This window comes from Bradyrhizobium sp. PRIMUS42 (assembly GCF_023006515.1).
In the GTDB taxonomy this organism is placed as follows: Bacteria; Pseudomonadota; Alphaproteobacteria; order Rhizobiales; family Xanthobacteraceae; genus Bradyrhizobium.
The window spans coordinates 1-1,845 of record NZ_JALBGZ010000985.1 but is presented as its reverse complement, the minus strand read 5'-3'; the positions used below and the strand labels follow the sequence as shown (position 1 = coordinate 1,845).

Below are 1,845 nucleotides of genomic sequence, written 5' to 3'. Positions count from 1 at the left end.
TGCCGGCGGCGGCGCGCCGCCGGCCAGCACGTCCTCATGGGCCGACACGGTGGTCGCGAGCTGTCTGACCAACCCGCCGAGCTCGTTGATCTCGCCGACCACCGACTGGATGCGGTCGGAGTTGGTCGAGTTGGACGAGGCGATGCGTCCCTCAATCGCAGCTAACCGGCGACCGAACTCGGCCACCTGGCGGGCGAGATCGGCAGTGCCGCGCGACAGATCGGCGATCTGGCCGCCGACGTCGCTGCGGTCGCGCAGCCGCATCGACACCGCGTTGTAGAGGATCAGGAAGGTCAGCGCGGTCAGGGCCACGATCGCGGATTCGGTTCCGCTGATGCCGGCGACGGCGTAGAGCACAAGCCCGAGCGAGGCCGCGACCAGAACCATGCAGAAGGCGATGAAAATCGTCGAAATGCGAATCATGCCGCGCGTTACGCCTCAAGAGCTGACTGCCTCACCCGGGAAAACACGGGTCGCTGTGCGATCCCGTCACGCCTCATGCTCCCCCAAGCCGCATGACCTTATCATCATTGTTGATTCGAGGGGATAGCGGCCTCAGTCCTGCGCGTTCAGGACGGTCCCGGAGTCAAGACGGTGCGGCGGCGCCAACCGTGTCGGCCGAGACAGCATCGCGGGTACCGAGCGGCTTGGGCCGGCCAGTTGTCGTATCCCTCAGCGTCTGCCGCTCGATCTCCGAATTCAGCTCGGCGCCGAACATGATGACGATCGCCGACACCCACATCCACATCATCAGGCCGATCGCCGCGCCAAGCGAGCCGTAGGTCGCGTTGTAATTGGCGAATTCCGAGAGATACCAGGACAGGAGCGCCGAGCCGGCGATCCAGAGGATGGCGGCGGTCACCGCGCCGAGGCTCAGCCATTGCCAGCGCGGCGCGTCGCGACTGGGCGCGAAGCGGTACAGGATCGCCAGCGCCACGAGCAGGATGAGGAACAGCAGCGGCCATCGCGCCAGCGCCACGATCAGCTTGCTTTCGGGCGCCATGCCGACGTGATTGAGCGCGAGCGGGAAGGCGACGACGGCGCCCACCATCAGCAGCAGCGCCACGATACCGCCGATCGTGAAGGCCAGCGACACCATGTTGAGCTTGATGAAGCTGCGCTTCTCGCGCTCCTCATAGGCGACGTTGAGGGCATCGAAGATCGCCTTGACGCCTGCATTGGCGCTCCAGATCGCGAGCAGGAGGCCGAGCAGGAAGGTGGCCCCTAGCGTCGTGTTGCCATGCGACACCACGCGCGCGACCTGGTCCTCGACGATCTGGAACGAGCCCTCGGGCAGCATGGTCGCAAGCGTCTGCAGATTGGCGCTGATCGTCGCGGGATCGGCGAATAGTCCGTAGGAGGAGACCACCGCCGTGACGGCGGGGAAAACCGCGAGCAGCCCAAAGAACACGACGCCGCCTGCGGTCGCCAGCAGCCGATCCTCGTCGATGCGCTGATAGGTGCGCCAGAAAATATCCTTCCAGCCCGCCCAGGGGATCGTGAACGGGCTCTTCGCATGACGGCCGCGGCCGGGCTCCACGGCTGCGCTCGCCGGATGCGTTTCCGGTGAATTCGCCTCGCCTTTGCGGTGGTCTTGGGGAGGTCCCGATGGGACCACGCCGGAGTCCTGAAAGTAGCGCTCCGCAGTCAGAACGAAGACCGCCGTTGCCGCCACCAGCAGCCAGGAGTCGATCTGTTCGGAGCGCCGCACCAGCATTCAAGCGTCCAATCTTTGACCGTGACGCCTGCGGCGCGCCGCCGTGAAGCCCGCCAGTCCAATCGCGGCGAGCATCAGGCCCAGCTGCACGGGCCGGTTGGTGCGAACGGGCCGGGCCCTTCTGCCAT

At 66.2% G+C, this 1,845-nt stretch carries 1 protein-coding gene and 2 pseudogenes; all 3 read right to left on the bottom strand.

Translation table 11 applies throughout. The annotated features are described in order from the left end of the window. Positions 1 to 423 (bottom strand): annotated as a pseudogene (locus tag MOV75_RS36595) (EAL domain-containing protein); the annotation flags it as partial. 163 nt (positions 424 to 586) lie between these two features. Further along, positions 587 to 1,717, bottom strand: a complete 1,131-nt coding sequence (locus MOV75_RS36590; RefSeq protein WP_246932394.1) for a YihY/virulence factor BrkB family protein — start codon at positions 1,715 to 1,717, stop codon at positions 587 to 589. Next, positions 1,718 to 1,845 (bottom strand): annotated as a pseudogene (locus MOV75_RS36585) (phage holin family protein); the annotation flags it as partial. It abuts the gene before it with no gap.